Raw genomic sequence first — 19,702 nt, forward strand, 5'->3', positions numbered from 1 at the left:
TCCAATATGGCTATGCGGCGCGCCTGACACCAGCGTCCAGCCAGCGACGCGGATCGACCGAAGCGGCGGATTTCTTGTCCAGCGAGGCGCAGAGGTCGGCCAGCGCATCGAGATTGTGTACCGAGCGGAACTCGTCGACATGAGGCAGCATCGCTCTGACGCCGCGGGCCCGCGCCTCGAAGCCGCCAAAGCGCAGAAGCGGGTTGAGCCAGATCAGCCGCCGGCAGGATTTGTGCAGGCGATCCATTTCTTGCGACAGGCCGGAAACATCGTCGCGCTCCAAACCGTCGGTGATTAAAAGCACCACCGCGCCCTGCCCGAGCACGCGGCGTGACCAGTGCTTGTTGAACTCCGCCAGCGTATCGCCGATGCGGGTGCCGCCCGACCAGTCCTTGACCGCCGCCGAGCAGTCGGCAAGGGCGGCATCGGGGTCGCGATGGCGCATCTGCCGCGTGAGATTGGTCAGCCGCGTGCCGAAGACGAAGGTGTGCACGCGCCGCCGTTTTTCGGTCAGCGCATGCAGAAAGTGCAGGAAGATGCGCGTGTACTGGCTCATCGAACCGGAGATATCGGCGAGAACCACCAGCGGCGGATGCACTTCGCGGGCTGAGCGGAATTTCGGCAGGATCAGTTCGCCGCCGGTGCGCGCGGCCGAGCGCATCATGGCGCGTGGATCGATACGGCGGCCATGCAGGTCTGCCTTGAAGCGTCGGGTACGGACCATGTCGAACGGCAGCCGCAGCCGGGCAATCGCCTTCTTGGCGTCTGCCATCTCGTCGGCATTCATCTGGGCAAAGTCCTTGCCGCGCAGCACTTCATTCCCGGAGAAGGTTAGCCGGGCGTCGACTTCGATCTCCGGGATTTCCCTGACCGGCCGATTCTTCTCGTGGCCTTCGAACATGGCCTGGCTGACGCGGTTTTCTGCCGCGCGCGGCTTTTGCTTCTCCCTGGTGTCGGGCGCCACAGGCGAGAACATCGCCAGAAGTTTCTCGATCAGCTCGCGCGATTTCCAGAACAGCCGGAAGGCTTCGTCGAAAACAGGGTGATCCTCGTGCCGCGACACCAGCACGGCATGCAGCGTCCAGTAGAAATCGTCGCGCGAACCGATGCCGGCTGCCAGCACCGCCTCGATCCCATCCTTGACCGAAGCCGGCCCGACCCGCATGCCGGATTTGCGCAAGGTGCGGGCGAAATAGACGATGTTGTCGGCGATGCGCCCGTCTTCCGTCGCCTCTCTGGGGTCGGTCTCTTTGGGGTAAGCACCCGGCGCCTTCACTGCCCTACTCCGCCGCCGCCAGTTCGGCCTTGACCTCATCGAGGATGCGCCGGCCCTCGCCCGCGCCGATGCGGGCAATGTCGTCCTGGTATTTCAACAAAACGCCGATCGTGTCGGAGACGGTTTCGGGATCGAGCGCCACCTTGTCGAGTTCGGTCAGCGCGCCGGCCCAGTCGATGGTTTCGGCGACACCCGGCGCCTTGAACAGCTCGACCCGGCGCAGCTTCTGGATGAACGACACCACTTCCGCGGAAAGTCGGCTGTTGGCCTGCGGCACCTTGCGGCGCACGATCTCCAGCTCGCGCTCGGCATTGGGATAGTCGACCCAGTGATAGAGGCAGCGCCGCTTCAGCGCGTCGTGGATTTCGCGGGTGCGGTTGGTGGTGATGATGACGATCGGCGGCTCCTCCGCCTTGATCGTGCCAAGCTCGGGCACCGTCACCTGGAAGTCGGACAGAATTTCGAGCAGGAATGCTTCGAAAGCCTCGTCGGTGCGGTCGAGCTCATCGATCAGGAACACCGGGGCCGCACCCGCCTTGCCGGTCAGCGCATCGAGCACCGGGCGGCGGATCAGGTATTTTTCGGAAAAGACATTGCGCTCCATGTCGGAGGGGTCGACCGAGCCTGCCGCCTCCTCCATGCGGATCTCTATCATCTGCGCGGCGTAATTCCACTCATAGACAGCGGACGAGACGTCGAGCCCCTCATAGCATTGCAGGCGGATCAGCCGGCGGCCGAGTGCCTGCGCCAGCACCTTGGCGATCTCGGTCTTGCCGACGCCGGCCTCCCCTTCAAGGAACAGCGGCCGCTGCATGCGCAGGGACAGGAACAGCACCGTTGCCAGCGAGCGGTCCGCGACGTAGTCCGCGCCGGTCAGGAGATCGAGCGTTTCGTCGATCGTCCGCGGCGCGGGGCGCGGTTTCAGCTCGGTCATTCTTTCTCCGTTGCCGCCTCTGCTCCGCTCTGCAGCACGTGGTAGTCGCGGGCGTGGTAGATCAGCGGCCGCAAATTATCGCCCATGCGCAGGCCTGTCACCTTGCCAAAAAGCACACGATGGGTGGCGAGATCCTTGGTGTCGATCAATTCGCAGTCGAAAACCGCCAGAGCGCCCTTCAGGGTAGGCGCGCCCGTCGATATGACATCCCACTCGCCAAGCGCGAAACGCTCATCGGCCGACAGCCCGGTCAGGCCTGAAAACGCCACCGATAGCGGCTGCTGGTGCGAAGCCAGCGTGTTCAGCGCAAACCGGCCGTTTTGCACGAACAGCTCGTTCTTGGCATTCTCGCGGTTGAGACAGACGAGAACCGTCGGCGGCGTGTCCGACACCGAACAGGCGGCAATCACCGTCGTGCCGCGTTTGCCGGCGGGCCCGTCGGTGGTCACCACATGGACGTGGCCGGCAAAATGCGCCATCGCGTCGCGATAGGCCTGAGGCCCTATGTCGTTCAACTTCAACACCGATGATTTTCCATAAGCGGGAATCCAAGCGTTATATATGGCGGCACACAATAGGCCACAAGCGAAGTGGTTGACGCCAATCCGCAAATTCCCGTGTTGCGCCTGGGGCGGGCAGCCTTTAGGTCTTGGCGGAAGAGACGCTGGAAGCATGCGACCGGCACGGAGGAATTCGTCGTCAGAATGCGACCCCCAACAGCTGTAATAGCGGCACTGCTCTGGCTGCTGCCGGCAAGCGCCGGCGCGCAGACTTTGCTTGTCGGCGTCGCCGCACCCCTGTCCGGTCCGTCGGCGATCCTGGGCAAGCAGATCGAGGCGGGTGCTGCCCTGGCAGCAGAAGCCAACGGCGCCGAGATCAGGACGGTCGACGATGCCTGCACCGCCGATGGCGGGGCTGCCGCCGCCAGGGAATTCGCCGCTGCGAAGGTCGATATCGTCGTCGGCTTCCTCTGCACCGAGGCGATCCAGGCGGCGCTGCCGATCCTGAAGGATGCCAACATACCGGTCATCACCGTTGGCGTGCGCACCGAAAGCCTGACCGACCGCCGCGCCAAGACCGGCTGGCCGGTCTATCGGCTGGGGCCGCGCGGCGACGACGAGCGCAATGCCGTGGCCGGCATCCTGACCCGGCTGTGGCAAAGCGAATTGTTCGCCATCGTCGACGACGGCACCATCTATGGCCGCGAAATCGCCGAGACGCTGCGCGCCGCGGCCGAACAGGCGGCGCTGAAGCCGGTCTTCACAGACACGTTCCGGCCCCAGCTCGACAACCAGATCGGGCTGATCGGCCGGCTGAAGAAGGCGGGCGCGACGCATGTCTTTGCCGGTGGCGACGGCGACGACATCGCCATTATGGGCCGCGACGCCGGCCAGCTCGAGGCCGGCATCGTCTTTGCCGGCGGCGAGAATTTGCGCACGCCACCCGGCGATGTGCCTTACGCCATCGGCACGCTGATGATCGCGCCGCCGGAATGGGCCGATGTCGCCGATCCCAAGGTGCTGGCGGCGTTTACGGCCAAAAACATCGCGCCTGATGGCTATTCCTTGCCTGCCTATGCGGCGGTGGAGATCGCCAAGACGGCCTCGGCGGTGTCCGAGGGCTCCGGCAAGGGGCTGGCCGACGCGCTAACCGGGCATGATTTCACCACCGCGATCGGGCCGCTGCGGTTCGACGACAAAGGCGATCTGAGCCAAAACCTCTATCGCGCCTTCCGCTTCGACGGGACGCGTTTCGTGCCGGCGGAGACGAACTGATGTTTCGCACCGGACCGCGCAATCTGATCACCGATGTCGCCGGCCTGCGCGTCGGCAACGCGTCGGACGCGAGGTTGAAATCGGGCGTCACGACCGTGCTGTGCGATGAACCGGCGGTCGGAGGCGTGCAGATCCTCGGCGGCGCGCCGGGCACGCGCGAGACCGACCTGCTCGAACCGCACAATTCCATCGAGGCGGTCCATGCCGTGGTTCTCTCGGGCGGCTCGGCCTTCGGCCTCGACGCCGCATCGGGCGTGCAGGCGGCGTTGCGTGAAAACGGCATAGGGATCGATGTCGGCGGCTTTCGCGTGCCGATCGTGCCGGCAGCGATCCTGTTTGACCTGCGCAATGGCGGCGACAAGGATTGGGGCCAGTACCCCCCCTACCGTGACCTTGGCTACGAAGCCGCCCAGGCGGCAACAGTCGACTTTCCGCTCGGCACAATCGGCGCCGGCACCGGCGCGCTAAGCTCCGGGCTGAAGGGCGGCCTCGGCTCGGCCTCGACCGTGCTCGACAGCGGCGTCACCATCGGCGCACTGGCCGCCGCCAACCCGACCGGCTCGGTGACGATTGCGCGTACACGCTATTTCTGGGCGGCGCCATTCGAGATCGGCGATGAATTCGGAGGCCTCGGCTATCCCTCGCCGATGCCGGACGACGCCAGGCGGATCCTGTTGAAATACCGCAACAAGCGTGTCGGTGGACAAGCCGAGGCCGGAGGCAACACCACCATCGCCGTCATCGCCACCGACGCCGTGCTGACCAAGGCGGCAGCCAAGCGGCTGGCCATTTCAGCGCATGACGGCTTCGTGCGCGCCATCTGGCCGGTGCACACGCCGGCTGACGGCGATCTGGTGTTCGCGCTGGCGACGGGCAAGAGCGGCATAGAACTCAGCGCCGACGATGCCGTCGATTTCTTTGCCGCCGCCGGCGCCACCATGGCGCGCGCCATCAGCCGCGGCATCCATGCCGCGACGCCGGCCGAAGGCGATCTGTTTGCGGTGTGGTCGTCGCGCTGACTTTCAATCAGGTCGGGTCGGACTCTTCTTCCTCGAAGCTGACCGCGACATCCGAATTTGCCGACAGCCAGACTTTCTGGCCCTCGACCTCGGCAAGCAGGCTCAAGGGAATGTAGTGGTGATGCCCCTGATGGGCGCCCTCGCCGCTGTCGGCCTTGGTCAACTTGATCCGCTCGCCATCGACCCGGTCGACGGTGCCGATGTGAACGCCGTCGGCGCCGATCACTTCCATATGCTCGCGAATCTTGCTGGCCTCATTCATGGGGTGTTCTCCTTTTGAAAACGATCGACGATAACAAACAGAGGCGAAATTGGATGCATCGCCTTTTGAATAGCACGATGTTTTGACTGTCTCGTGATAGGGAACGATCGAACCAGGGCAGGCGGAGCGGAACCCCGATGCGAAATCTCGTCCTGATTGGCGTTTGCCTGCTGGTCCATCTGGCATCCGCCATGGCCGCCCGAGCGGGCGATGTCGCCGAGCTTGAAATCCTCGGCTTCAGCAAGGATGGCAGCGTCTTCGCCTTCGAGGAATATGGTGTGGCAGACGGTTCGGGCTTTCCCTATGCCAATCGCTACTACATCAACACCGCCGACGACACGTTCCTGAAGGGCACGCCAATCCGGGTCCGGCTGGAGGATGAGACCGCCTCGCTCGAGACGGCCCGTCAGCAAGCCAAGCAAAAAGGCGAAGCAATCATTGCCCAGGCCGAGCTTACCGCCAACCGCGGCATCACCGCCGGCTTCAACCCGGTGACCGAATTGTCGGCCGACCCGTTCCGCATGGTGGTGAACCCACGGCCGATCTTTTCGCCGGTCGACCCGCCGCTGGAATTCCGGCTGGACGAGATCGGCATGAATGACACCGAAAGCTGCCAGAGCCAGGGCGAGGTCAACGGTTTTCGCCTGCTGCGGATCGAGGCCAGGGATGGCGGCCGGACCCATCTGCTGCATGAGGATAAATCGATCCCGAAAAGCCGTGGCTGCCCGAACGGCTACAGGATCGGCGCGGTGCAGACGTTCTCGATGGACAGCATCAGCGCCTATGCGGTGCTGATCGCGGTGCGCCAATACGGCTTCGAAGGGCCGGATTTTCGCTGGATCGCCGTGACCGGACGCCTGTGACAGCGCTCGATCAATCCAGCTGGCGCAAGCGCGCCGGAAATCGCGTCAGCCGCGCCATACCATCGACGGGCGCGGCGCTTGTCGGCGCCTTGCTGTGGGCGATGGCCATGGGCGCCAGCGCGCTGACCGGTCTTTGGCTCGACAATTGGGAGACCCCGGAAAAGATCCGCTTCGTCGCCCTGCTGTTTGCGACCGGCGCGGCATTGGCCTTTCCCGTCGGGTTGTTCGCGGCGCGGCTGGTCTCGCTCGACCGGCACTGGGAAGTGGCGTTCGCCGCCGCCTTCGTCTGCCTGCTTGCCACGACGCTCGCCTTCACCGGCGGGTTGTTTGCGCTGCAATACCGCTCCTACTATGCCGAATGGCACGCGGAGGCCTTCACCGCCCGGTGGGCGTTCGAACTGGTCTTCACCTCGCTGACGGCGCTCTACCAATTCGTGGTGCTGGGTATCAGGCTCTATTTTCCGCTCGGATTCATCGCGCTTGCCGCCGCCAGCGTGTGGTTTGCGCGCCAGCAGCGTTGAGCATTCGGTCCGCCTCTGTTAGGACGCGCACTTAACCACGGACACATCAGGACTGACGGATGATCCCTCGCTATTCCCGGCCGGAAATGGTCGCCATCTGGTCGCCGGAAACCCGCTTCCGCATCTGGTTCGAAATCGAGGCCCATGCCTGCGATGCGCTGGCTGAGCTCGGCGTCATCCCCAGGGAAGCCGCCAAGACCATCTGGGAAAAGGGCAATGCGGTAAAATTTGACGTCGGCAAGATCGACGAGATCGAGGCCGTGACCAAGCACGACGTCATCGCCTTCCTCACCCATCTCGCCGAATTCGTAGGGCCGGATGCGCGTTTCATCCACCAGGGCATGACCTCGTCAGATGTTCTCGACACCTGCCTTGCGGTGCAGCTCGGCCGCGCCAGCGATATCCTGCTGGCCGACCTCGACGGCCTGCTCGCCGCGCTGAAGCGCCGGGCCTTCGAGCACAAGGACACCGTCACCATCGGCCGCAGCCACGGCATTCATGCCGAGCCGACCACGTTCGGCGTCAAGCTGGCGCAGGCCTATGCCGAGTTCTCGCGCTGCCGCGAGCGGCTGGTGCACGCGCGAGAGGATATTGCCACCTGCGCTATCTCGGGCGCGATCGGCACCTTCGCCAACATCGACCCCTATGTCGAAGAGCATGTGGCGAAAAAGCTTGGGCTGAAGCCGGAACCGGTGTCGACGCAGGTCATCCCGCGCGACCGCCATGCCATGTTCTTTGCCACGCTCGGCGTCATCGCCTCGTCGGTCGAGCGGCTGGCGACAGAGATTCGCCATCTGCAGCGCACCGAGGTGCTGGAAGTGGAAGAGTATTTTTCGCCGGGCCAGAAGGGCTCGTCGGCAATGCCGCACAAGCGCAACCCGGTGCTGACCGAAAACCTCACCGGCCTTGCCCGCATGGTGCGCTCCATGGCGCTGCCGGCGATGGAGAATGTGGCGCTCTGGCACGAGCGCGACATCTCGCATTCCTCGGTCGAGCGCATGATAGGGCCGGACGCCACGGTAACGCTGGATTTCGCGCTGTCGCGGCTCACCGGCGTCGTCGACAAATTGCTGATCTATCCCGACAACATGCTGAAGAACATGAACAAGTTCCGTGGCCTGGTGCATTCGCAGCGCGTGTTGCTGGCGCTGACCCAAGCCGGCGTCAGTCGCGAGGATGCCTACCGCCTGGTGCAGCGCAACGCCATGAAGGTATGGGAACATGGAGCTGATTTCCTTGAGGAACTGTTGGCCGACAGGGAAGTCACCGCAGCGCTGCCCGAAGCCGAGATCCGCGAGAAATTCGACTTGGGCTATCACACCAAGCATGTCGACACGATCTTCAAGCGGGTTTTCGGATAGGTTTTTCGATGCGGCTGGCCGTCCTTTCCGACATCCATGGGAATCTGCGCGCGCTTGAGGCGGTTCATGCGCAGATCAAAGACGCTTCTCCCGACATAATCGTCAATCTGGGCGATTGTCTTTCCGGGCCGCTATGGCCTGAAGAAACCGCGCAATATCTGATGGCGCAGAATTGGCCGACCGTGCGCGGCAATCACGACCGTGTGCTGGTCGAGCCGCCTGCTTCCGGGTTGGAAGACGTCGATGCTTTCACCCACCAACGCCTGTCCCAGGCGTCATTGACCTGGCTCTCCGCATTGCCGGTCACCCTGTCGCCTGCCCAGGACATCCTGCTTTGCCATGGCAGCCCCAGTGACGACGACGTGTTCCTGCTCGAGGAAGACGGAGGCAGCCACTTCCACCCGTCCAATGAAAAGCAGATCAGGCACAAGCTGGGCAGCGCCGGCGCCGGGCTGACCTTGTGCGGCCATACACATACGCCGCGCGTTGTGCGCTTGTCGGACAACCGGACAATCCTCAATCCCGGCAGTGTCGGCGTCCAGGCATTCCCAGGTTTGACTGTGACCGGCAGTCCGGATGCCCGCTATGCCCTTGCCACGCGCAAGGACAGACAATGGTCGTTCAGCCATCATACGGTCAGCTAGGACTGGACCGAAGCATCCGGCCGCGCCACGGCGACCGGATTCGACAGCTGGGCGCATGGGCTGCTGACGGGCTACGCCGCCAATTCCTTGTAAGAACAGAGCAGACGCTCAGCCTGGGGCGCCTGGTACGGTGCGGATCACCGTGCCCCACGGATCCTCCCGTGTGATGTCAGCGGTTGTCTTGTCCGAGCGCATCTCGACCCAGGCCAGCCCTGAGCGGGACGGATCGCGGCGCCCGGCGCCGGCGCTGTGCCACGAATTGCCACCGATATGATGGTGGTAGCCTCCCGACGACAGGAACACCGCCTGCCCTCCATACTTAGCGACCGTGTCGAAGCCAAATTCGTCGTGCCACCAGGCCTCGGCATCTTCCGGCCGGCCGACGCGCAGATGGACATGGCCGATAATGCTGTTTTGCGGCGCGCCCTGCCAGCCGGCGTCACCGGCCGGCACGCTGCCAACCACGGCGGCCAGATTCAGCCGCTCGGTCGCCATGGCGATCTTGTCGCCGTTCCACTTCCACTCCTGCGGCAGACGGTCCCTATAGATTTCAATGCCGTTGCCTTCGGGGTCGGTCAGATAGAGAGCCTCGCTGACCAGATGGTCGGAGGCGCCCTCGATGCGGATCTTGTTGGCGGCGGCATGGTTTATCCAACGGCCGAGATCGGCGCGGCTGGGCAGAAGGAAAGCGGTGTGGAAAAGGCCGGCGCTGCGCGGATCGTCGGGCTTGGCCGCTGCGTCAGGCTCGATGACCAGCAGCGGGCGCTCGGCAGCGCCCAGCGTGATGGCGCCATCGGCGCGGCTCAATTCCTGCAGGCCGACAACAGCCCGGTAGTAATCGGCAAGTCCTTCGGCGTCGCGCGCCTTCAGGCCCACGCGTGACACGCTGACGGGGGTCGTCGCGGCAAAAGGCAGTTCGCTCATAAGACTCTCCGTTCAGCGCGTTATCCCTAGGGCGCGCCACCAGCCTATTCTGTTGTCCATCTCTCCCCGCCTCAAATCGTCGATCCTGATCGTTCACACAAGATGGAAAGAATCGAACAGGTTGTTCACGATTGTGATGCACCGCATGCGTCAGCGCGGGTTGCACGAGACACGGCCGCTCGCTATCTCAGCGCCATGAAAGTCAAAGACGCAGATATTCTGATCGTGCCGGGCTACACCAATTCCGGCCCCGAACACTGGCAGACACGCTGGCAATCGAAACTGTCGACGGCGCGCCGGGTCGAGCAGGCGGAGTGGTCGAAGCCGGTGCGCGAGGACTGGACGACGAGCGTGGCGAACGCTGTCAACGAGGCCGAGCGGCCGGTGGTGATCGTTGCCCATTCCCTCGGTGTGGCGGCCGCGGTGCAGGCCATTCCGCAGTTCAGGAAGCCGGTCGCCGGCGCGTTTTTTGTCGCGCCGCCCGACGTCGCCAACCCGGAGATAAGGCCGCGTCACCTGATGACCTTTGGTCCCTATGCGCGCGAACCGCTGCCCTTCCCGTCCATCGTCATCGCCAGCCGCAACGATCCGTTCTGCGCCTTCGAGGTTGCCGAGGACATTGCCGCTGCCTGGGGTTCGCTGTTCATCGATGCCGGCGAAACCGGTCACCTCAATGAGGAGGCCGGCTTCGGCCCGTGGCCGGAAGGGTCGATGACCTTCGCCAAGTTCCTGACCGACCTCAAGGCCTGACCGGGCAAGGCACCACACCTCAGCCCTTGATCGAATCGTTCATGCTTTTGATGAGTGTCTTTGCGCCGAGCGAAATCAGCGCATGGTCCGAGCCCATCGCCAGCAGCCGGTAGCCCATCGCCACGACGCGGCCGGCAATCGCCGGCTCAACGACGTAGATTGCCGCATGCTTGCCCGCCTTGCGCGTCCGCTCGGCGATGGAGGTGACGGTTTCCATCATGCTTTCCAGCGTCGAATTGACGGTGGCGCCATTCGACCAGGCGATGGAGAAATCCGATGGGCCGAGGAAGATGCCGTCAATGCCCGGCGTGTCGAGGATGCCGTCCAGCGCATCGAGTGCGGCGCGCGTTTCGACCATAGCAAAGGCCATGGTGCGTTGATTGGTGTCGCGCAGCCATTCGGCGTGGTCGCCTTTGCCATGGCGCGGAAAAGCATAGGTCGGGCCCCAGGAGCGCTCGCCCATCGGCGGATATTTCATCGCCGCGGCAAAGAGTTTTGCATCGGCCACCGAATTCACCATCGGTGCAATCACCGCCTCGGCACCGAAATCGAGGGCGCGGCTGGCCATGTCGAAGCGGCCGACCGGAATGCGCACCAGCGCCGGCTTGTTGGCGGCCAGCACCGGCACCAGGCCGCGCAAGACCGAGTCTTCGTGGTGTCCGCCATGCTGCATATCGAGGGTGACGGCGTCAAAACCCTGCTTGGCGATGATTTCGACCGTCAAAGCGTCCGGAACGCCGGACCAGGCGGTGAACAGCGTTTCATCCGCCGCCAGGCGTGACTTCAGGGACATGGGTGCTTTCCTCGTTGGGTAGAGCCTTGTAACAGGCCTACGCACAGTTTCAGCCGGAAAAGGCTGAAAAGGCAAAGAAAAACCGCCCGGCTGGACCGGGCGGTCGATTGGTCCAGCGCTACTCGCTCTAGGTGTTCTTGATCTGCTCGATCGCCTGCGCCATCAGTTCGTCCATGGTGCGGCGGATCTGGTGATCCGACTGGTCGACGCCGGCGGCGTCGAAATCCTTGCGGATCTTGCGGAATACGTCGTGATCGCCGGCTTCCTCGATATCGGAAACCACAACTTCCTTGGCATAGGCGTCGGCGTCAGTGCCGGATTTGCCCAGCTTTTCGGCGGCCCACAGACCGAGCGCCTTGTTGCGGCGTGCGGAAGCCTTGAAGCGAAGTTCTTCGTCGAAGGCGAATTTGCGCTCAAAACCCTCTTCGCGGTCTTTCATGCTGCTCATGGCTTCCCTCCGATGAAATCGATTCGCGTTGGCGATGGATATGTGTGTTGCCGCAGCACAAACCAAAAGGGCGCGGGCCGGTCAATATGCTACATCACTTGCTGCGCTGCGGCATTTCATTCCTGAAAGCGGTCGATGGAAAGGATTTGCCGATTGAGCAAACGCTGTGATTGGGATAGACCCGGCATTGAACCCCACCCGTCGCCGCACCAATTTAGGCAGACGGACAGGAACTGGTCGCTTGCCGCCTGCCCGCAAATCCAGAGAAAAATCAGATGAAAAATCGCCGCCGTATTTATGAAGGCAAGGCCAAGATCCTCTATGAAGGACCGGAACCGGGCACACTTATCCAGTTCTTCAAGGATGATGCGACCGCATTCAACAAGAAGAAACATGAGGTCATCGACGGCAAGGGTGTGCTCAACAACCGCATTTCCGAGTACATCTTCAACCATCTGAACCGCATGGGCATTCCGACCCACTTCATCCGCCGGCTCAACATGCGCGAGCAGCTGATCAAGGAAGTCGAGATCATTCCGCTCGAAGTGGTGGTGCGCAATGTCGCCGCCGGCTCGCTGTCCAAGCGCCTCGGCATCGAGGAAGGCACGGTTTTGCCGCGCTCGATCATCGAATTCTATTACAAGGCCGACGCGCTCGACGATCCGATGGTGTCGGAAGAGCATATCACCGCTTTCGGCTGGGCCTCCCCGCAGGAGATCGACGACGTCATGGCGCTGGCCATCCGCGTCAACGACTTCCTCTCCGGCCTGTTCATGGGTGTCGGCATCCAGCTCGTCGATTTCAAGATCGAATGCGGCCGCCTGTTCGAGGGCGACATGATGCGCATCGTCGTTGCCGACGAGATCTCGCCGGATTCGTGCCGGCTGTGGGATGTGGCGACGCAGGACAAGCTCGACAAGGACCGTTTCCGCCGCGACATGGGCGGCCTCGTCGAAGCCTATCAGGAAGTTGCCCGCCGCCTCGGCATCATGAACGAGAACGAGCCGCCGCGCCCGACCGGCCCGGTGCTCGTCGCCTCGACCGATGGCCTCAAAGGCAAGCCGCACTAAGTCTTCATTTCTTGACGCAATTCCGGACGGAAAGCCGCTTCACACATTTCCTGGAATTGCTAAGTCTTCGAACAGGAACCTGTCCAGCATGATCAAGGCCCGCATCACCGTCACCCTCAAGAACGGCGTGCTCGACCCGCAGGGAAAAGCCATAGAGCACGCTCTGTCCGGACTGGGGTTCGGCGGCGTCGGCCAGGTGCGGCAGGGCAAGGTCTTCGACCTCGAGCTCTCAGAGACCGACAAGGCCAAGGCTGAAGCCGATCTGAAAGCCATGTGCGACAAGCTGCTGGCGAATACGGTGATCGAGAATTACGCGGTGGAGATCGCTTGATATGAAATCAGCTGTCGTTCTTCTCCCCGGCCTCAACCGCGACCGCGACATGATTGCGGCGCTGACCAAGATTTCCGGGCAGGCGCCGGCGACCGTCTGGCAGACCGACACCGAAATCCCCGATGTCGACCTGATCGCCATTCCCGGCGGCTTCTCCTTCGGCGATTATCTGCGCTGCGGCGCGATTGCCGCGCGGATGCCGGTGATGCGGGCAGTCGCTGAAAAGGCCGCCAAGGGCGTCATGGTCATTGGCGTCTGCAACGGGTTCCAGATTCTGGTCGAGGCCGGCCTGCTGCCCGGCGCGCTGATGCGCAATGCTTCGCTGAAATTCGTTTGCCGTGAGGTGAAGCTGCAGATCGCCAACGCCAACACCATGTTCACCCGCCGCTATCAGCCGGGCCAAATCATCCGCACGCCGGTTGCGCATCATGACGGCAATTATTTCGCCGACACCGACACGCTTGCCCGTCTCGAAGGCGAAGGACAGGTGGTGTTTCGCTATGCCGAGGGCACCAATCCTAATGGCTCGATGAACGACATTGCCGGTATCGTCAGCGAGAAGGGCAATGTGCTCGGCCTGATGCCGCATCCGGAAAACCTGATCGAGGCCGCGCATGGCGGCAGTGACGGCCGGGCGCTGTTCGAAGGCGCACTCGGCATCGCCGCCTGATATCTCTTCGAATTCCTTTAAAAACGCGGGGGCGGTTGACCATGAGACTGACGACTGTTCGCCTAGGTCCCCTGGCTGCTGCCGGCTTGGCGTTGGCGTCCTGCCAGTCCAGCCCGAAGAGCGCGCCGGTCCCCACGGGCAAGAGCGCTTCGCTGCTGGCCATGGAACAGGTAGCGATATCGGCCCACAAATGCTGGATCGCCAGCAAGGATCCCGCCTTCAAATCCTATCAGATGGCCAATGAGCTGAATTCGTTCAGCGGCACGCCCCGCTTCCTGCTGGTGCCGGCCAAGCATTATGGCGGCAAGCCGCTGCTGGTCGTCCAGGCGCAAGGCAATTCCAGCCGCGTCGACGTGTTCGGTCCGCTGATGGACGATCCGCTCGGCGCGCGCATCGGATCCGACGTTGCACGCTGGCAAACGGGCAATCCGTCGTGTAACGCGGCCGCCTGACGCCAGTGGGCCGCTTCCTGCAGATTGCGGGATTGATCATCGGTCTGGCCGGGCTTGTCCTGCAAGCGTGCATCACCATCCCGGCATCGATGGAAGCCGGCCGCAGTTTTCTCGGCTCCATCGTCTTTCTGTTCAGCTTCTTCACCATCCTGACCAACATCGGTGCGGTGCTGGTCCATGTTTCGCTGCTGTCGCCTTCGGGCTACGCCTGGCTGCCGGCCTTTGCCGGGCCGCGGATGCGGGCCGGCGTCGCCGTGTCCATCGCGCTTGTCTTCATCGTCTATGCGACGGTTCTGGCGCAGCTCTGGCAGCCGCAGGGGCTGTTGCTGCTCTGTGACGTGCTGCTGCACTATGTGACGCCGGTGCTGTTCGTGCTGTGGTGGCTTGTTGCAGGCGCTGACGGCAGGACACGCTGGAGCGACATTTCGTGGTGGATGGCCTATCCGATCGCCTATCTCGCCTATGCGCTGGCGCGCGCACCGATCGCAGGCGAAGTGCCCTACCCGTTCCTCGACGTTGCGAAAAACGGCGCGGCCAACGTCACCCTTGCGGCGCTGGCCGTCACCTGTGTTTTCCTGGTGCTGTGCATCCTCGCCGTGCTTGCCGATAAGGGCGTCTCACGCCTCAGGGCTCCGGGCACACGCCGCTGACCAGACTACAAGTTAGTCCCAGAATCGCCTGATGCCTTCGCGGTGAGCGTCGTCACGCGACACACCGATATCCCTGAGTTGCTCGTCGGTCATTTCGAGCAAAGCCAGGCGGCCGCGACGGCGCTCGATCAGCACGTCGATCCATCGCGCCAGCGATCTGACCACATGCACGATCCGGCCGACAAAGCCTCGCCGGCTGGACGGGCGCGGCCCGACCAATTCAATGCCCGCGCAGCGGATTGTCTCGATTGTATCCATTGTCTTTCTGCCAACCTTGCAAATTGTACCCATCTTGGTACGGTTCTGATATGCATTGACACCCGATCTGGTGCAATATACAGAATTGTCACCATGACAAATTGGCTCCCTGACCTCACCATCGGTTCCGGCCCGCTTTACCAGCGCCTTGCCGACAGCATCGAGTCGGACATCGACAAGGGCGTCATCGATGCCGGGGCAAAATTGCCGCCGCAGCGCGATCTCGCCTATGATATCGGCACGACGGTCGGCACGATCGGCCGAGCCTATCAGCTGCTGCGCGAGCGCGGCCTGGTGAGCGGCGAAGTCGGTCGCGGGACCTATGTGCTGGCGCAGCAATCGGAAGCGTCACCCGAATTCGCCGAGCCTGCCGTGCAAGGCACGCGCTATGTCGATGCGCCGCCCGGCAAACTGCGTTTCGACAGCACTGCCGCGCCCGACATCGGCCAGGGCGCCATTGTCGCTGACATGCTCTCGCGCACGGTGCAGGAACACCCGCACGAGATTTCGAGCTACACCAGGGATTTTCCGGAGCGCTGGTTCGAGGCCGGCGCCCGCTGGCTGTCGCGCAATTCGTTCCGTCCGGCGGCCGACACCATCGTTCCCACGCTTGGCACACATGCCGCGGTGATGGCGGCGATTGCGGCACTGACCACGCCGGGCGACTATGTCGCCTTCGAGCACCTCACCTATTCGCAGATCGCCCGCAGCGCCGGGCTGATCGGGCGGCGCATAGCACTGGTGGCATCGGACGAAGAAGGCCTCGATCCCGAGGATTTCGAACGCGTCTGCGCGCAAAAGCACCCGAAGATGATCTTCCTGATGCCGACGGTGCAGAACCCGACGCTGGCGATCCTGTCGGTTTCGCGCCGCGAGGCGATCGCTCGTGTCGCGCGCGCGTACAATGTCATCGTCATCGAGGACGATCTCTATGGCGGCCTGACCGAAGATCCGACGCCGCTCATCGCCGAATATGCACCCGAGCGCACCATTGTCGCCGGCGGTCTGTCGAAATCGGTCGCGGCAGGTGTTCGCGGCGGCTGGCTCTCCTGCCCGCCCGCCTATCGCCATCGCATCCGCGTCGCCCACAAGATGATGACCGGCGGGATGCCGTTCCTGCTGGCGGAGGTGAATGCGCGGCTGGTGCTGTCAGGGCAGGCTGGCGATATCCGCAAACGCAGCATTGCCGAAATTGCCGCCCGCATCGCCATCGTGCGCGAGACACTGGCGGGTTTCGCCTTCAAGTCACACGGCAGCGTGCCCTTCGTCTGGCTGACGCTGCCCGATCCCTGGCTGTCCGGCACGTTCAGGAGCGCATGCCTCGAAAATGGCGTGCTCCTCGACGACGAGGACGAGTTCAAGGCGGGGCGTTCCGAGCAGGTTTTTCACGGCGTGCGTTTCGGCGTCTCGCAACCAAGGCGGCGCGAGGACATCACCGGCGGCGTCGCGGTGATCCGGCGGCTGCTGGAGGAAGGCCGCGCCGGCTACGACAGTTCGTCCTGACTGGGTCCTCCTGTATCCCGATCTTCGGGTTCAGCCCTCTGCCTTGAAGTTTTTGGCTTCCTTTGCGCCCTTGTCCTTGCCGTGCTTCGCGGCCAGGTCCTTGGCCTGCTTGGGCGAAACGTCGGTGGTCTCGGCAATATGCATGGCCTCCTTGTCGGAGAGGCGATTGTCTTTCTTGCCTTGCTTGGTGGCCATGTCGAAATCTCCTGATTGGTTTGAGGCCTAACGGCCGGGATGCCATAGCGTTCCCCAACGGCGCCCCGCTACCATCGTCGCCTTGTGTTTTCCGGCGTTTTTCGTCATCCGATGGGGTGTATCACGCCAAAGCTTGCGATATGAGGGGACTCAAATTCCCCTCTCCCATGGACACCAATCGCCGCCCATGACCATTTCCAATTCCGTGCCGATCACCCCGGAACTCATTGCCGCGCATGGGCTGAAGCCCGACGAATACCAGCGCATCCTCGACCTGGTCGGGCGCGAACCGAGCTTTACCGAACTCGGCATCTTCTCGGCGATGTGGAATGAGCACTGCTCCTACAAATCCTCGAAGAAATGGCTGCGCACGCTGCCGACCACCGGGCCGCAGGTCATCCAGGGTCCGGGCGAGAACGCCGGCGTGGTCGATATCGGCGACGGCGATTGCGTCGTCTTCAAGATGGAGAGCCACAACCATCCCTCCTACATCGAGCCCTACCAGGGTGCGGCGACCGGCGTCGGCGGCATATTGCGCGACGTCTTCACCATGGGCGCGCGGCCGATTGCGGCGATGAACGCTCTGCGCTTCGGCGCACCCGACCATCCCAAGACCAGGCACCTTGTCAGCGGCGTGGTTTCCGGCGTCGGCGGCTACGGCAATGCGTTCGGCGTGCCGACGGTCGGCGGCGAGGTCAATTTCGACGCCCGCTACAATGGCAACATCCTGGTCAACGCCTTTGCCGCGGGCCTCGCCAAGACCGATGCGATCTTCCTGTCGGAAGCCAAGGGCGTCGGCCTGCCGGTCGTCTATCTCGGCGCCAAGACCGGGCGCGACGGCGTCGGCGGCGCCACGATGGCCTCGGCCGAGTTCGACGACAAGATCGACGAGAAGCGCCCGACCGTGCAGGTCGGCGATCCCTTCACCGAAAAATGCCTGCTCGAAGCCTGTCTTGAGCTGATGGCGTCTGGCGCCGTTATCGCCATCCAGGACATGGGGGCGGCCGGCCTCACCTGTTCGGCGGTCGAGATGGGCGCCAAGGGCGACCTCGGCATCGAGCTTCACCTCGACCAGGTGCCGGTGCGCGAAGAGCGCATGAGCGCCTATGAGATGATGCTGTCGGAGAGCCAGGAGCGCATGCTGATGGTGCTGCGCCCCGAGAAGGAAAAGGAAGCCGAGGCGATCTTCCACAAATGGGGCCTCGACTTCGCTATCGTCGGCAAGACCACCGACGATCTGCGTTTCCGCGTCATCCATCAGGGCGACGAGGTCGCCAATCTGCCGATCAAGGACCTTGGCGACAAGGCGCCGGAATATGACCGCCCCTGGGTCGAGCCGAAGAAGCCGGCGGCGCTCGCAGCCGGCGATGCGCCGAAGGCCGACGTTGCCGATGCGCTGTTGAAACTGCTCGGCGGGCCGAACCTGTCGTCGCGCCGCTGGGTGTGGGAGCAGTACGACACGCTGATCCAGGGCAATTCGCTGCAGCTTCCCGGCGGCGACGCCGGCGTGGTGCGCGTCGAAGGCCATCCGACCAAGGCGCTCGCCTTCTCCTCCGACGTCACGCCGCGCTATTGCGAGGCCGACCCGTATGAAGGCGGCAAGCAGGCGGTGGCCGAATGCTGGCGCAACCTCACCGCCACCGGCGCGCTGCCGCTGGCGGCCACCGACAACCTCAATTTCGGCAATCCGGAACGGCCTGAGATCATGGGCCAACTGGTCGGCGCGGTGAAAGGCATTGGCGATGCCTGCCGGGCGCTCGGCTTCCCGATCGTGTCGGGCAATGTCTCGCTCTACAATGAAACCAATGGCCAAGGCATCCTGCCGACGCCGACCATCGGCGGCGTCGGGCTGATCGCCGACTGGTCGAAGATGACCCGTATCGGCTTCGCCGCCGAGGGCCAGATGATCCTGCTGGTGGGCGCACCCGCAAGCTGGGGCAGCCATCTCGGCCAGTCCGCCTATTTCAGGGACATTCATTGCCGTACCGACGGGCCGCCGCCACCCGTCGACCTCGCCCACGAAAAGCGCGTCGGCGACCATGTGCGCGCGCTGATCGCGTCGGGCGTCGTGACCGCGGCCCATGACCTTTCCGATGGCGGCTTGGCGATAGCCCTGGCCGAGATGGCGATGGCGTCCGGCATCGGCGCCACCATTCCGGGGCTCGCCGGCACCGACCCGATCCCGGTCTGGTTCGGCGAAGACCAGGGCCGCTACCTCCTGACGCTGTCCGTCGATCCGCAGAGCAAGGAATGGGACGCCATCCGCGAGGAACAGAGCAAGCTCGGCATCTTTGCGCCATGGATCGGCTCGACCGGTGGAAACGAACTGAAGCTCGGCGATGCCAGGGCGATCCCGGTCAGCGAATTGACCGCCGCCCACGAAGGCTGGTTCCCGAACTTCATGGACAAGTCCAGTTGACCAGCCTGGCAGCCCGGACGCTGATCGCAGTCGTCTTCTGGCCGTCGCTGTTCTTCTTCTGGTTCCTTGGGCCGTTCGTCTTTTTCCTGCTGTCGACGACCTCGAGCGAGGTCTGTCCGCTGCTGGAAAGGCGTGACCAGTTCCTTGAGGCGGCCAATGGCACACTGCAGATGCTGGCCTTGCAAAGTCTGATCTATGCGATCCCCATCGTCTGCCTGGTGCTGTGGAGCCGCCTTTTGCCGAACCCGGCGCGCGCAAGGCATGTCGCCACCTGCATCAAGCTCTTTGCCATTGCGGTCATTACCGGCGCGCTGTGGGAATACGGGTCATCGCTGATCTGCGACGGCTATGGCCAACCATTCTTTTCGCCCTTGTGGCAGATGACCAGCTATCTCCCGATTATCAACCTGGCGCTCAACATCCCGCTCTATGTCCTGGTGTTCAGCCTTGGCCGGGGGTTCTCGACCCGCGACGACATCACCGAAGATGGTGTGGTTCACCCGCGGCAGGATGGCCCTTAGACACTGCGTCGCCGACAGAACGGCTTCAACCCGGACCAGAAAGGCTTTAGGCTGCCGTGCGAG

Annotated in this window: 25 protein-coding genes; 16 read left to right on the forward strand and 9 right to left on the reverse strand. The window is 63.4% G+C overall.

Annotation, left to right across the window (positions count from 1 at the left end; translation table 11 throughout):
• Positions 1-10: 10 nt before the first annotated feature.
• The 3 genes from NLY42_RS23190 to NLY42_RS23200 are packed head-to-tail and all read right to left on the reverse strand — an operon-like array spanning position 11 to position 2,734.
• Positions 11-1,276, reverse strand: coding sequence for a vWA domain-containing protein (locus NLY42_RS23190; protein ID WP_023754386.1), 1,266 nt, complete (start codon positions 1,274-1,276; stop codon positions 11-13).
• A 4-nt stretch (positions 1,277-1,280) separates the two neighbouring features.
• The gene (locus tag NLY42_RS23195; protein ID WP_023734540.1) at positions 1,281-2,210 is read right to left on the reverse strand and encodes an AAA family ATPase; all 930 of its coding nucleotides are present in this window, start codon (positions 2,208-2,210) and stop codon (positions 1,281-1,283) included.
• Positions 2,207-2,734, reverse strand: coding sequence for a flavin reductase (locus tag NLY42_RS23200; RefSeq protein WP_023690179.1), 528 nt, complete (start codon positions 2,732-2,734; stop codon positions 2,207-2,209). The genes NLY42_RS23195 and NLY42_RS23200 overlap by 4 nt, the downstream gene beginning before the upstream one ends.
• 180 nt (positions 2,735-2,914) lie before the next feature.
• On the opposite strand from NLY42_RS23200, the gene NLY42_RS23205 reads away from it, so the two are divergent.
• Entirely contained in the window at positions 2,915-3,985 is a 1,071-nt protein-coding gene (locus tag NLY42_RS23205; RefSeq protein ID WP_023754385.1) for a branched-chain amino acid ABC transporter substrate-binding protein, read from the forward strand.
• Positions 3,985-5,004 (forward strand): P1 family peptidase, encoded by a 1,020-nt coding sequence (locus tag NLY42_RS23210; protein WP_023754384.1) that lies wholly within the window; start codon positions 3,985-3,987, stop codon positions 5,002-5,004. Before NLY42_RS23205 ends, NLY42_RS23210 begins: the two co-directional genes overlap by 1 nt.
• Before the next feature lie 7 nt (positions 5,005-5,011).
• Here NLY42_RS23210 and NLY42_RS23215 read toward each other — a convergent pair whose 3' ends face one another.
• The gene (locus NLY42_RS23215) at positions 5,012-5,266 is read right to left on the reverse strand and encodes a DUF2171 domain-containing protein (protein WP_023711484.1); all 255 of its coding nucleotides are present in this window, start codon (positions 5,264-5,266) and stop codon (positions 5,012-5,014) included.
• A 137-nt stretch (positions 5,267-5,403) separates the two neighbouring features.
• Between NLY42_RS23215 and NLY42_RS23220 the strand changes: the two genes are divergently transcribed.
• From NLY42_RS23220 to NLY42_RS23235, 4 genes are read left to right on the forward strand one after another with little or no spacing between them, the layout of a single operon-like run.
• Positions 5,404-6,129, forward strand: a complete 726-nt coding sequence (locus NLY42_RS23220; RefSeq protein WP_023754383.1) for a DUF2259 domain-containing protein — start codon at positions 5,404-5,406, stop codon at positions 6,127-6,129.
• A gap of 56 nt (positions 6,130-6,185) precedes the next feature.
• A complete protein-coding gene (locus NLY42_RS23225) occupies positions 6,186-6,650 on the forward strand; it encodes a hypothetical protein (protein WP_023726917.1) in 465 nt (154 codons plus the stop codon).
• Positions 6,651-6,709: 59 nt separating this feature from the next.
• Positions 6,710-8,011: an adenylosuccinate lyase gene (gene purB, locus NLY42_RS23230; protein WP_023754382.1), complete on the forward strand. Its 1,302-nt coding sequence runs from the start codon at positions 6,710-6,712 to the stop codon at positions 8,009-8,011.
• Between the two features lie 8 nt (positions 8,012-8,019).
• Positions 8,020-8,655: a metallophosphoesterase family protein gene (locus NLY42_RS23235; protein ID WP_031244664.1), complete on the forward strand. Its 636-nt coding sequence runs from the start codon at positions 8,020-8,022 to the stop codon at positions 8,653-8,655.
• A 108-nt stretch (positions 8,656-8,763) separates the two neighbouring features.
• Here the strand turns inward: NLY42_RS23235 and NLY42_RS23240 are convergent, their stop codons facing one another.
• Positions 8,764-9,579, reverse strand: a complete 816-nt coding sequence (locus tag NLY42_RS23240; RefSeq protein WP_023754381.1) for a VOC family protein — start codon at positions 9,577-9,579, stop codon at positions 8,764-8,766.
• A gap of 195 nt (positions 9,580-9,774) precedes the next feature.
• On the opposite strand from NLY42_RS23240, the gene NLY42_RS23245 reads away from it, so the two are divergent.
• Positions 9,775-10,329: an RBBP9/YdeN family alpha/beta hydrolase gene (locus NLY42_RS23245; RefSeq protein WP_023754380.1), complete on the forward strand. Its 555-nt coding sequence runs from the start codon at positions 9,775-9,777 to the stop codon at positions 10,327-10,329.
• 19 nt (positions 10,330-10,348) lie between these two features.
• On the opposite strand, the gene NLY42_RS23250 is transcribed toward NLY42_RS23245, so the two are convergent.
• Both NLY42_RS23250 and NLY42_RS23255 read right to left on the reverse strand, forming a co-directional pair.
• Entirely contained in the window at positions 10,349-11,122 is a 774-nt protein-coding gene (locus NLY42_RS23250) for an HpcH/HpaI aldolase family protein (protein ID WP_023690189.1), read from the reverse strand.
• A 127-nt stretch (positions 11,123-11,249) separates the two neighbouring features.
• Positions 11,250-11,570, reverse strand: coding sequence for a DUF1476 domain-containing protein (locus NLY42_RS23255; RefSeq protein WP_023669091.1), 321 nt, complete (start codon positions 11,568-11,570; stop codon positions 11,250-11,252).
• 47 nt (positions 11,571-11,617) lie between these two features.
• Between NLY42_RS23255 and NLY42_RS23260 the strand changes: the two genes are divergently transcribed.
• The 6 genes from NLY42_RS23260 to NLY42_RS23285 all read left to right on the forward strand — a co-directional run bounded on the left by NLY42_RS23260 (position 11,618) and on the right by NLY42_RS23285 (position 14,743).
• On the forward strand, positions 11,618-11,740 hold the full coding sequence (locus NLY42_RS23260) for a hypothetical protein (RefSeq protein ID WP_280790911.1): 123 nt from the start codon (positions 11,618-11,620) through the stop codon (positions 11,738-11,740).
• A gap of 105 nt (positions 11,741-11,845) precedes the next feature.
• The gene (gene purC / locus NLY42_RS23265) at positions 11,846-12,640 is read left to right on the forward strand and encodes a phosphoribosylaminoimidazolesuccinocarboxamide synthase (protein WP_013532127.1); all 795 of its coding nucleotides are present in this window, start codon (positions 11,846-11,848) and stop codon (positions 12,638-12,640) included.
• A gap of 88 nt (positions 12,641-12,728) precedes the next feature.
• The gene (gene purS / locus NLY42_RS23270) at positions 12,729-12,971 is read left to right on the forward strand and encodes a phosphoribosylformylglycinamidine synthase subunit PurS (protein WP_023669092.1); all 243 of its coding nucleotides are present in this window, start codon (positions 12,729-12,731) and stop codon (positions 12,969-12,971) included.
• 1 nt (position 12,972) lies between these two features.
• The gene (gene purQ / locus NLY42_RS23275) at positions 12,973-13,641 is read left to right on the forward strand and encodes a phosphoribosylformylglycinamidine synthase subunit PurQ (protein WP_023690190.1); all 669 of its coding nucleotides are present in this window, start codon (positions 12,973-12,975) and stop codon (positions 13,639-13,641) included.
• Positions 13,642-13,682: 41 nt separating this feature from the next.
• Entirely contained in the window at positions 13,683-14,093 is a 411-nt protein-coding gene (locus NLY42_RS23280; RefSeq protein WP_023754379.1) for a hypothetical protein, read from the forward strand.
• 5 nt (positions 14,094-14,098) lie between these two features.
• Positions 14,099-14,743 carry a Pr6Pr family membrane protein gene (locus NLY42_RS23285; RefSeq protein ID WP_023754378.1) on the forward strand — a complete coding sequence of 215 codons (645 nt, stop codon included), beginning with the start codon at positions 14,099-14,101 and terminating at the stop codon, positions 14,741-14,743.
• A 12-nt stretch (positions 14,744-14,755) separates the two neighbouring features.
• Here the strand turns inward: NLY42_RS23285 and NLY42_RS23290 are convergent, their stop codons facing one another.
• A complete protein-coding gene (locus NLY42_RS23290; protein WP_023700852.1) occupies positions 14,756-15,001 on the reverse strand; it encodes a DUF1127 domain-containing protein in 246 nt (81 codons plus the stop codon).
• 93 nt (positions 15,002-15,094) lie between these two features.
• Here NLY42_RS23290 and NLY42_RS23295 point away from each other — a divergent pair, with 93 nt between their 5' ends.
• Positions 15,095-16,504: an aminotransferase-like domain-containing protein gene (locus NLY42_RS23295; RefSeq protein WP_023669097.1), complete on the forward strand. Its 1,410-nt coding sequence runs from the start codon at positions 15,095-15,097 to the stop codon at positions 16,502-16,504.
• Positions 16,505-16,534: 30 nt separating this feature from the next.
• On the opposite strand, the gene NLY42_RS23300 is transcribed toward NLY42_RS23295, so the two are convergent.
• Entirely contained in the window at positions 16,535-16,699 is a 165-nt protein-coding gene (locus NLY42_RS23300) for a hypothetical protein (protein WP_023731163.1), read from the reverse strand.
• A gap of 187 nt (positions 16,700-16,886) precedes the next feature.
• Here NLY42_RS23300 and purL point away from each other — a divergent pair, with 187 nt between their 5' ends.
• Both purL and NLY42_RS23310 read left to right on the forward strand, forming a co-directional pair.
• The gene (gene purL, locus NLY42_RS23305) at positions 16,887-19,118 is read left to right on the forward strand and encodes a phosphoribosylformylglycinamidine synthase subunit PurL (RefSeq protein ID WP_023754377.1); all 2,232 of its coding nucleotides are present in this window, start codon (positions 16,887-16,889) and stop codon (positions 19,116-19,118) included.
• The gene (locus NLY42_RS23310) at positions 19,115-19,639 is read left to right on the forward strand and encodes a hypothetical protein (protein ID WP_023751454.1); all 525 of its coding nucleotides are present in this window, start codon (positions 19,115-19,117) and stop codon (positions 19,637-19,639) included. Before purL ends, NLY42_RS23310 begins: the two co-directional genes overlap by 4 nt.
• Positions 19,640-19,702 lie beyond the last annotated feature (63 nt).

Source organism: Mesorhizobium sp. C372A (assembly GCF_030323245.1).
Classification (GTDB): domain Bacteria; phylum Pseudomonadota; class Alphaproteobacteria; order Rhizobiales; family Rhizobiaceae; genus Mesorhizobium.

Excerpts from the sequence above, each read along its gene's own strand:
- NLY42_RS23240 (WP_023754381.1), bottom strand. The coding sequence starts at position 9,579 with ATGAGCGAACTGCCTTTTGCCGCGACGACCCCCGTCAGCGTGTCACGC.
- NLY42_RS23245 (WP_023754380.1), top strand. The coding sequence starts at position 9,775 with ATGAAAGTCAAAGACGCAGATATTCTGATCGTGCCGGGCTACACCAAT.
- NLY42_RS23255 (WP_023669091.1), bottom strand. The coding sequence starts at position 11,570 with ATGAGCAGCATGAAAGACCGCGAAGAGGGTTTTGAGCGCAAATTCGCC.
- purQ (WP_023690190.1), top strand. The coding sequence starts at position 12,973 with ATGAAATCAGCTGTCGTTCTTCTCCCCGGCCTCAACCGCGACCGCGAC.
- purC (WP_013532127.1), top strand. The coding sequence starts at position 11,846 with ATGAAAAATCGCCGCCGTATTTATGAAGGCAAGGCCAAGATCCTCTAT.
- NLY42_RS23290 (WP_023700852.1), bottom strand. The coding sequence starts at position 15,001 with ATGGATACAATCGAGACAATCCGCTGCGCGGGCATTGAATTGGTCGGG.
- purB (WP_023754382.1), top strand. The coding sequence starts at position 6,710 with ATGATCCCTCGCTATTCCCGGCCGGAAATGGTCGCCATCTGGTCGCCG.
- NLY42_RS23220 (WP_023754383.1), top strand. The coding sequence starts at position 5,404 with ATGCGAAATCTCGTCCTGATTGGCGTTTGCCTGCTGGTCCATCTGGCA.
- NLY42_RS23280 (WP_023754379.1), top strand. The coding sequence starts at position 13,683 with ATGAGACTGACGACTGTTCGCCTAGGTCCCCTGGCTGCTGCCGGCTTG.
- NLY42_RS23210 (WP_023754384.1), top strand. The coding sequence starts at position 3,985 with ATGTTTCGCACCGGACCGCGCAATCTGATCACCGATGTCGCCGGCCTG.
- purS (WP_023669092.1), top strand. The coding sequence starts at position 12,729 with ATGATCAAGGCCCGCATCACCGTCACCCTCAAGAACGGCGTGCTCGAC.
- NLY42_RS23215 (WP_023711484.1), bottom strand. The coding sequence starts at position 5,266 with ATGAATGAGGCCAGCAAGATTCGCGAGCATATGGAAGTGATCGGCGCC.
- NLY42_RS23205 (WP_023754385.1), top strand. The coding sequence starts at position 2,915 with ATGCGACCCCCAACAGCTGTAATAGCGGCACTGCTCTGGCTGCTGCCG.
- NLY42_RS23295 (WP_023669097.1), top strand. The coding sequence starts at position 15,095 with ATGACAAATTGGCTCCCTGACCTCACCATCGGTTCCGGCCCGCTTTAC.
- purL (WP_023754377.1), top strand. The coding sequence starts at position 16,887 with ATGACCATTTCCAATTCCGTGCCGATCACCCCGGAACTCATTGCCGCG.
- NLY42_RS23250 (WP_023690189.1), bottom strand. The coding sequence starts at position 11,122 with ATGTCCCTGAAGTCACGCCTGGCGGCGGATGAAACGCTGTTCACCGCC.
- NLY42_RS23300 (WP_023731163.1), bottom strand. The coding sequence starts at position 16,699 with ATGGCCACCAAGCAAGGCAAGAAAGACAATCGCCTCTCCGACAAGGAG.
- NLY42_RS23235 (WP_031244664.1), top strand. The coding sequence starts at position 8,020 with ATGCGGCTGGCCGTCCTTTCCGACATCCATGGGAATCTGCGCGCGCTT.
- NLY42_RS23195 (WP_023734540.1), bottom strand. The coding sequence starts at position 2,210 with ATGACCGAGCTGAAACCGCGCCCCGCGCCGCGGACGATCGACGAAACG.